The organism is Neotamlana laminarinivorans (genome assembly GCF_020523925.1).
Lineage (GTDB): Bacteria > Bacteroidota > Bacteroidia > Flavobacteriales > Flavobacteriaceae > Neotamlana > Neotamlana laminarinivorans.
The window spans coordinates 1-6,509 of the sequence record NZ_JAJAPW010000015.1 but is presented as its reverse complement, the minus strand read 5'-3'; the positions used below and the strand labels follow the sequence as shown (position 1 = coordinate 6,509).

10 protein-coding genes are annotated in these 6,509 nt (G+C 30.5%); all 10 read left to right on the top strand.

Annotation, left to right across the window (positions count from 1 at the left end):
- Window positions 1–143 precede the first annotated feature (143 nt).
- Window positions 144–647, top strand: a complete 504-nt coding sequence (locus LG649_RS15760) for a hypothetical protein (protein ID WP_226544785.1) — start codon at window positions 144–146, stop codon at window positions 645–647.
- Complete coding sequence (locus tag LG649_RS15755) at window positions 644–880, top strand: hypothetical protein (protein ID WP_226544784.1); 237 nt, start codon at window positions 644–646, stop codon at window positions 878–880. Before LG649_RS15760 ends, LG649_RS15755 begins: the two co-directional genes overlap by 4 nt.
- 220 nt (window positions 881–1,100) lie before the next feature.
- Window positions 1,101–1,694, top strand: a complete 594-nt coding sequence (locus LG649_RS15750) for a hypothetical protein (RefSeq protein WP_226544783.1) — start codon at window positions 1,101–1,103, stop codon at window positions 1,692–1,694.
- A 122-nt stretch (window positions 1,695–1,816) separates the two neighbouring features.
- Entirely contained in the window at window positions 1,817–2,368 is a 552-nt protein-coding gene (locus LG649_RS15745) for a hypothetical protein (RefSeq protein ID WP_226544782.1), read from the top strand.
- Window positions 2,369–2,513: 145 nt separating this feature from the next.
- The gene (locus tag LG649_RS15740) at window positions 2,514–3,377 is read left to right on the top strand and encodes a hypothetical protein (protein ID WP_226544781.1); all 864 of its coding nucleotides are present in this window, start codon (window positions 2,514–2,516) and stop codon (window positions 3,375–3,377) included.
- 166 nt (window positions 3,378–3,543) lie between these two features.
- Window positions 3,544–4,008, top strand: a complete 465-nt coding sequence (locus LG649_RS15735) for a hypothetical protein (protein WP_226544780.1) — start codon at window positions 3,544–3,546, stop codon at window positions 4,006–4,008.
- 160 nt (window positions 4,009–4,168) lie between these two features.
- A complete protein-coding gene (locus LG649_RS15730; RefSeq protein ID WP_226544779.1) occupies window positions 4,169–4,816 on the top strand; it encodes a hypothetical protein in 648 nt (215 codons plus the stop codon).
- A gap of 154 nt (window positions 4,817–4,970) precedes the next feature.
- Window positions 4,971–5,351: a hypothetical protein gene (locus LG649_RS15725; RefSeq protein WP_226544778.1), complete on the top strand. Its 381-nt coding sequence runs from the start codon at window positions 4,971–4,973 to the stop codon at window positions 5,349–5,351.
- Window positions 5,352–5,360: 9 nt separating this feature from the next.
- Window positions 5,361–5,711, top strand: coding sequence for a hypothetical protein (locus LG649_RS15720; protein WP_226544777.1), 351 nt, complete (start codon window positions 5,361–5,363; stop codon window positions 5,709–5,711).
- Between the two features lie 141 nt (window positions 5,712–5,852).
- Window positions 5,853–6,272, top strand: coding sequence for a hypothetical protein (locus LG649_RS15715; protein ID WP_226544776.1), 420 nt, complete (start codon window positions 5,853–5,855; stop codon window positions 6,270–6,272).
- Window positions 6,273–6,509: the final 237 nt, after the last annotated feature.

The following is a 6,509-nucleotide window of genomic DNA, read 5'->3' as shown; positions in this document are numbered from 1 at the left end:
TAACACCGTATAAGTTTAATTGCTACTGATTTTCCTACGGAAAATCCTCGCATTTTTATTATCTTAGTTTCTTAATCTGAAAATCCTAGCGGATTTCCAGCGCAACTAAGCTTATACAAATACGTTGTGGTGCATTGCAAAAAATGGAAAATTTAATAGAAAAATCTGCTGAACAAATAAAAGACCGAATTGAATTTTGGTTCTTTAAATATTTCAATAAATCAAAAACAGATTTTACTGGAAATGAGATTTTCACGCTGTTTGAATGCTTAAGTAAAGAATTACAAACTGACATAAAAAAAAGACTGGATTTAAACCGAAATGAAATCCCTGTATTAGTTTTAAAAATTTCCGAATCAGAATTTATAATTAATACAACGAAAAAATTTGTCCGAATTGACTCTAAATCAACCGAAATTATCAATTACACTGAATTTGAATGGCATAACGGATATAAATCATTTGTTGTAGATAAAGAGAAAAAAATAATTACCAAACACAATGGATATTTTGCGGAGTTTGGATTAACAAAAACTAATGGAAAAACTATCTATTGGAAAATACCGACAGGAGTTCCTGGATATGGATTCTGGAATGTCACAAAAAAATGTGAATTGATTGGGAGAAAATATAAAATAGCGGAATGAAAAAAATTAATATAACAACAGCAGGAAATATCGAAGCTCCTTCTTATCAAATTCTAAAAGAAAATGGATATAGGATATCTAAAACTGAAAATTATTTCATTGTAGAAAAAGAAAACGTCAGACTTAGCGGAGAATCCTTTCTAGAAATATTAGGTTTGAGTAGTTTAGTGGATTTAAAAGGAGAAAATTGGAAAGTTGACGAATCTGTAATTGATGAAATGCTTTCCTTGTAGAAAAACGACACCACAACAATGGCTAAAATTAATACGGGTTTTGGTTTTTAACACAAAGTTTAGTGTATTTTTATAAAGTCCGCCAAATCTTTTGATTTGGCTTTAGAACGGAAAAAGATAAAACAAAATAAAAAGTTTTGGCTAATCGCTTAATCCGAAATTAAATGTTAATTTAATCCCGTACTAACCTTAGCCGAAGCCGTTGTACAACATTTTGCCAATGACCGCTAATTGGATTAAATATTTAGAACAAAAACTGAGTCAGTTCAATCCAACCGATGTTGAAAATAGAGAAACTGAGTATAAATCCTCACTAACTTATTACTTCCAAACGTCTTATTTGACAGTAGAGTTTTTAGATTCGACGACTATCAATCAAGTAGAACTTGGAACATACAAAAACGGAATATTCAGCGATTATAAAATCTTATTTCACAATAGCGCACCGAATTTTACTAAAGTTAAACAAAGGTTATTTGAGATTGACGAAAATGTAAACTACGTTCTGACTTATGACAAGGCTAACGTAGAAAAATTAAACATATTTTTGGATAGTCTATTTACTAATGGATGGACAGAAAAAATATTTAGCTACAAAGGGTTTGACTACCTAATAATTGTGGAAATTGACAATGCAACTCATCGAATTGAATTAAAGTCTAATGCAGAGCAAGATATTCCTATGCCAATGGATAACTTGGGTATAAAAATGAATATAATCTGGAATAATCTCAAAATAAACGCGCGAAATAGAAAGAAGAGTATAATTGAAGTAAAACCCTTGAAAAAAAACGTTGTACAACAACGTGTATAATTAATTGCGGCTGAATTCACCACAGGCGAATTCAACCTTTTTAAGTATATTTGGTCTAAGGCGGAAAATGACTACGTCTTTTCCCGCAACTAATTATACACAAAACCGTTAGCCACAAGCGAATGAAACCGAAGTACACATATAAAAAATCATCGGAATTTATTGAAAATATAGATTTTGAATACTTTGAAACTTATTCACTTCAACGTGGACCGATATTTGAAAAAGAAATCGAGTCTTTGGAATCGGAATTCAATTATCTGAAATCCAAAAGTAACTTAAATAAAACGGAAAAAGATAGATTGTCTGAATTAGATGAATTACTGAACTTTACTCAAGTAATTGTCAATAAAAAAGGTCAATTTCATTTTTCAGCAGTAAAAATTAACCGAATTGAAAAAGCGAATCCTAAATCAATACGACTGATTGAAATTCTGAAAACGGAAATAAATGATGTTCCTAATTGGATGTGTTCGCCAATTTATAGAGATGCAATACTTTTTTACGACAAGAATGAAACCTTAATTAAGCAGTTGAATATTTGTTTAAGTTGTGAGTATATGGAAACTGAATTATTTAATCATATCAACGCTGATTTTAAAACTTACGAATTAATGCGAGAATATTTAATTGAAATCGGACATAAAATAGAAACGGAAAAAGCCAGTGGCTAACAATGTATAACCGCAATTACGGCGGATTCGACTACGTCCGAATCCACTCGAAATTGCTAACGTCAGTGCTTAACCGAAAATCATTATCTTTAATCCCATAACTGACGGTTATACTAGACCGTTGCCACCAATTTAAAACCAGAGAATGAGAAAAATTACATTATTACTTTTTTTAATTTTATCTACAATAACTTTTGCTCAAACAGATAAAAATGGAAATCCAGTTTTTAATTCATTGTCTATTGATGAAATTATAATAGATGATAATTTTAAACTTGTTGTAAATTATTACACTTTGGAAAACAATATTGAAAACCCATTAAGTTCAGTTTATATTTCTAAGAAACCATCTGAAAAAGAAATAATTGAATCCGCAACAGAATTAATGTCTTATAATTTTCTGTTATTAAAAGACCAAAAAATGGTTGATTTAATAGCCTTGAATGAAAAACCATTAAGAGCTTTTAATTTAATAAATCTAAAATCAGGAAAAGTAAAAGATTACAAATCAAAGATAAAAGGTGATATTTCAGAAAGTAGAGCAAATGAAATTATCGATAATAAATTTGACCATAACTCAAAAATTGAAAATAACATTTTGACTTATAACGGTAGAACGTATTCTATTTATTCTAAACAAGAAGTTATCGATGAAATTTTAAATATCATTAAAAACAATAAGCATTTAAAAGATAAAGTTTCTGATACTCAAATACCAACAAAGGCAGAACTTAAAAATTATATTATCGAAGAAACAAAACCCAATAATTCTCTTGACTTTTTTACGGAAATTAAAGGTAAAGAATATGATGGTGTTCAAATAAAACCTGGCGTTTACGCAACTCTTCAAAGTATTGCATTTTACAAATGGGGAAGAGCTAATTATGAGTTAGGTGTAAATACTTATCAAGATGCCTTTAGTATATATGCTAAAATCAAAGGAGAAGAATTAAATATTAAAGAAAAACAATCTATTAAAAGTGGATTTAATAAGGATTGGGAAAAATAAAAACTGGTGGCAACAATGTATAACCGCAATTACGGCGGATTCGACTACGTCCGAATCCACTCGGAATTGCTAACGTCAGTGCTTAACCGAAAATTAGTAACTTTAATCCCGTAACTGACGGTTATACGAGACCGTTGTATGTAAGCTATGAAAGCTACGTCTTGAAATGAATTTTATAAAAAGAAATATTGGAAAAATTATTGCAGTTATAGTCTTGATTCCTATTGTGACAAGTCTAATTTATCTGATTTGGCTGAACTCAATTTTTAGTGTTAGTGAACCCAGTGACAAAAGACTTGAACAGCTATTTGAATCTTATACTAAATCTGAATTCCCAAAATCCGGTAAAATAATTGAAAAAGACTATTTAACTGGATTGAATGATGGTTGGGAAGTCGCGATTATAAAAGTTAAAGATACAGTTGAATTCAAACAATTACTAGATGACTTTGAGCTGACTAAAATTATGACTCAGAGAACAAGAGGCAAGTATGGTTTTGGGTTTTCTTCAAAGTTAGCGGCTGAAAAAACAACATCTTTAGATTCAATTTATTACACAAAACCAAAAGAACTCTTTAAATTAGGATATATAAAAAATAAAAATATAATTGTATTTGAGAAAGAATGGTGAGTAAAGCCTACATACAACAATGTATAACCGCAATTACGGCGGATTCGACTACGTCCGAATCCACTCGGAATTGCTAACGTCTGTGCTTAACCGAAAAATTTGCGTACTTTAACCCGTAAACTGACGGTTATACAAGTCCGTTGTGGTGCATATAAAAAAAATGAGAACTTACATTCAAATATCGTCTTTGATTTTATTGATTATAACAATAATCGGATGTCAAAACTCTGACCGAAAAGAAAATCAATTAGTTCAGAAAGAATATGGAAATTGGAATGCAGGAAATGACAGTCTTGGAGTTGAATTAGAGCTAGACGGATTCAAAACTTGGAAGGAGTTACTCAATCGGACTGAAAGAATTGTGTGTAATGATAGTACGCCGAAAATCACTCTAAAAACAGACAAAAAAATAAAAACTATCTATTTCAGAAATCCTTGTTGGGAAAATTTTGGCTGTATATTAATTAGGCAAAGAAATACGATTGAAATTCATAACGACATAATTAATAAATCTGATGAAAATTTCTATCCTCTAGATAGTTTAAAAAGTGTTTTAAAAAGAGATTTTGAAAATAATGGTAAGAATCCAAAGTTCAGTGATAATCCTGAAAAGTTACTGATTTACATTTCTTATGACCATTTTGAGGCTAAAAAATTAATTAAAACGATTGACAAGTTAACTCGTGCTTACGAACAAATTACAAATAGAACTGATATAAAAATATGGCTTAACGAAAAGTTTTATTTTCCACCGCCACCACCAATGCCGACAGAAACTGAAGAGATTGAACTAATTAGAAATAAATAATAACGAATAAATACGCACCACAACACAGTATAAAAACAATTGCGGTTTAGTGCTTAATCAAAGGTCGTTGCGTGTTTGTAACGTCTGATTTTCCTTCGGAAAATCTTCGCATACAAATCCGCAACTATTCTTATACATAAACGTTGTAATGCATTTGAGAAAAACATATCACATAGAATTAAACGGAGTAAAAATCGGAACGACTGATTTCAAATTTGCAGACACACCAATGAGAGTTATCCACGGAAAAATTAATTTCGAGAATATAGAATCACCATATGAACTTTTCAAAAGTCATTGTAAAAAATATAATGTTGTCATAAATCAAGATGATAAGGAATTTAAATTTATTGACACTCAAGTTATTCCTGAACTGAAAGTTTATTTAGAAAACGGAATTGAATTAAATGGTTGGGGCGGAGCGATAACTGGAATGGAAAAAGATGATTTTGAAATCCAATTTGGCGGAGTGACATCTGAATTAATGCAAACGGAATTTAAACATCATTATGACGAATATTATGGACCTGAATAAATACAGAATATGAGAAATATTAGATTAAAATTAATTTTGTTTTTTTTAGTTACTTCTCTTGGAGTTGGCATATATATCTGGGTTAATAATTTTAAACAAATTGACATATTAAGAACTAAAAATGATAGTGTTGCAAATTCTCAAATACATCAAGTAAAGAATTCAACTGACATAGAGTTTATTCGCGAAAATGCCATAAATAATATAAACTGGAATAAAGAAAATAGACATCGAAAAAGCAATGTTGCTGTTACACAATCAAAACTGATTTTATTACAGTTGATTTTACTTCTTCTATCTCTAATTTTAGGTATAATACATTTTATAAAACATAAAAACGCAGTACAACACCGTGTATAATTAATGGCTAGTTCTCGCCTACTTGCGAAAATTCCTGCGGAATTTTCACGGGTTCGTAAAAGTTTGCTAATTTAGTTGCTTAACCACGCAACTAACCATACACAAACACGTTAGCAAAAAGCGAAAAACCGAAACGTATAAATGAAAATAAAATTTAAAAAGAAAAGATTGTACATAAATCTAATTCTCGGATTAGTATGGCTAGCACTCGGAATTTTAAATCTGACAGAAGATGATAAAATAAGGTGGACGGATTATGGATATTTAGTAGCTGGAATTTTATATATCGGACATTATTTATATGATTTGACAAATCAATATCTGACTATTGAGAACGGAACAATACGAAAAAATGGACTTTACGGGTTTGGGAAACAGATAAATCTGAACGAAATTAATTGGATTAAGAAGTTTGCAGGAGATTACACGCTGAAAACGCATCAGAGAGAATTGAAAATCAATACGGAACTGATTGACAAAGATTCACTAACTGAACTGAATAAAATATTGACGGAACTTAATTTACCACCTGAAAAAACGCCATTTGCTAACAATGTATAACCGCAATTACGGCGGATTCGCCTACGTCAGAATCCACTCGGAATTGCTAACATCTGTGCTTAATCGAAAAATTTGCGTACTTTAACCCGTAAACTGACGGTTATACGAGTCCGTTGTATACAATGCGCACCAATGAAATCTAAAAGGAAAAATTACAAACTTTGGTTTTACTCGGAAAAACATCTTGAGGATATAGCAACTGAACTTCATAATGAAAAACTAATTGGAGAATATTAT

What these genes read in the sequence shown, in the direction of transcription:
- LG649_RS15750 (WP_226544783.1), top strand. Translation starts at nt 1,101, where the DNA reads ATGACCGCTAATTGGATTAAATATTTAGAACAAAAACTGAGTCAGTTC.
- LG649_RS15735 (WP_226544780.1), top strand. Translation starts at nt 3,544, where the DNA reads ATGAATTTTATAAAAAGAAATATTGGAAAAATTATTGCAGTTATAGTC.
- LG649_RS15745 (WP_226544782.1), top strand. Translation starts at nt 1,817, where the DNA reads ATGAAACCGAAGTACACATATAAAAAATCATCGGAATTTATTGAAAAT.
- LG649_RS15755 (WP_226544784.1), top strand. Translation starts at nt 644, where the DNA reads ATGAAAAAAATTAATATAACAACAGCAGGAAATATCGAAGCTCCTTCT.
- LG649_RS15730 (WP_226544779.1), top strand. Translation starts at nt 4,169, where the DNA reads ATGAGAACTTACATTCAAATATCGTCTTTGATTTTATTGATTATAACA.
- LG649_RS15740 (WP_226544781.1), top strand. Translation starts at nt 2,514, where the DNA reads ATGAGAAAAATTACATTATTACTTTTTTTAATTTTATCTACAATAACT.
- LG649_RS15720 (WP_226544777.1), top strand. Translation starts at nt 5,361, where the DNA reads ATGAGAAATATTAGATTAAAATTAATTTTGTTTTTTTTAGTTACTTCT.
- LG649_RS15715 (WP_226544776.1), top strand. Translation starts at nt 5,853, where the DNA reads ATGAAAATAAAATTTAAAAAGAAAAGATTGTACATAAATCTAATTCTC.
- LG649_RS15760 (WP_226544785.1), top strand. Translation starts at nt 144, where the DNA reads ATGGAAAATTTAATAGAAAAATCTGCTGAACAAATAAAAGACCGAATT.